1 protein-coding gene is annotated in these 1,221 nt (G+C 53.8%); it reads left to right on the top strand.

Annotation, left to right across the window (positions count from 1 at the left end):
- Positions 1-71: 71 nt before the first annotated feature.
- Positions 72-1,192 (top strand): IS3 family transposase gene (locus ABIC80_RS24495; RefSeq protein ID WP_094193171.1). Its coding sequence is split into 2 segments (ribosomal slippage): positions 72-330 and positions 330-1,192, totalling 1,122 coding nucleotides; the frame shifts between segments, so codons are not numbered across the junction.
- Positions 1,193-1,221 lie beyond the last annotated feature (29 nt).

Consider the following 1,221-nt stretch of genomic DNA (forward strand, 5'->3'; position numbering starts at 1 on the left):
TGACCTGCTCCCCGTTGATTAATACACACCGATGTTAGTAATGTCTTCACAAGCCACATGAGGACATCCCCATGAAGAAGCGTTTTTCCGACGAACAGATCATCAGTATTCTCCGCGAGGCTGAAGCCGGGGTTTCTGCCCGTGAACTCTGCCGTAAGCACGCCATTTCCGACGCCACCTTTTACACCTGGCGCAAGAAGTATGGCGGTATGGAGGTGCCCGAGGTTAAGCGCCTGAAGTCGCTTGAGGAAGAGAACGCCAGACTCAAGAAGCTGCTTGCCGAAGCTATGCTGGATAAGGAGGCGCTTCAGGTGGCTCTGGGGCGAAAGTACTGACGACAGGCCAGAAGCGGGAAGCCGTTGAGTTTATGTGTGATGCTACCGGTCTGTCGCAACGTCGAGCCTGCAGGCTTACAGGTTTGTCTCTGTCGACCTGCCGCTACGAGGCTCAGCGTCCGGCGGCTGATGCGCATTTATCAGAGCGCATTATTGAGCTGGCACTGGAGCGCAGGCGTTTTGGCTACCGCCGCATCTGGCAATTACTGCGCCGTGAAGGCCTTCAGGTTAATCACAAGCGCGTGTACCGTCTTTATCATCTCAGCGGGCTGGGCGTAAAACGCAGACGACGTCGTAAAGGACTGGCAACGGAACGTCTGCCGCTGCTCCGCCCGGAAGCGCCCAACCTGACCTGGTCGATGGATTTCGTCATGGATGCACTGGCTACCGGTCGCAGGATAAAGTGCCTGACCTGTGTGGACGACTTCACGAAGGAGTGCCTGACAATTACCACAGCATTCGGGATTTCAGGCGTTCAGGTCACGCGTATACTGGACAGCATTGCACTGTTTCGAGGCTATCCGGCGACAATAAGAACTGACCAGGGGCCGGAGTTCACCTGCCGCGTACTGGATCAATGGGCCTTTGAGCATGGTGTTGAGTTGCGCTTAATCCAGCCGGGCAAGCCAACGCAGAACGGATTTATTGAGAGCTTTAACGGACGATTTCGCGATGAATGTCTGAATGAGCACTGGTTCAGCGATATCGCTCACGCCAGGAAAATCATTAATGACTGGCGGCAGGATTATAACGAGTGTCGTCCACATTCGGCACTGAATTATCAGACGCCATCAGAGTTTGCAGCACGGTGGCGAAATGAAAAATGTGAAGATAAACAAACCGACATTACTAACTGACGGTTGTATCTAATACTGGGGGCAGGTCA

The sequence above is a fragment of the Kosakonia sp. 1610 genome, assembly GCF_050435845.1.
In the GTDB taxonomy this organism is placed as follows: Bacteria; Pseudomonadota; Gammaproteobacteria; order Enterobacterales; family Enterobacteriaceae; genus Kosakonia; species Kosakonia cowanii.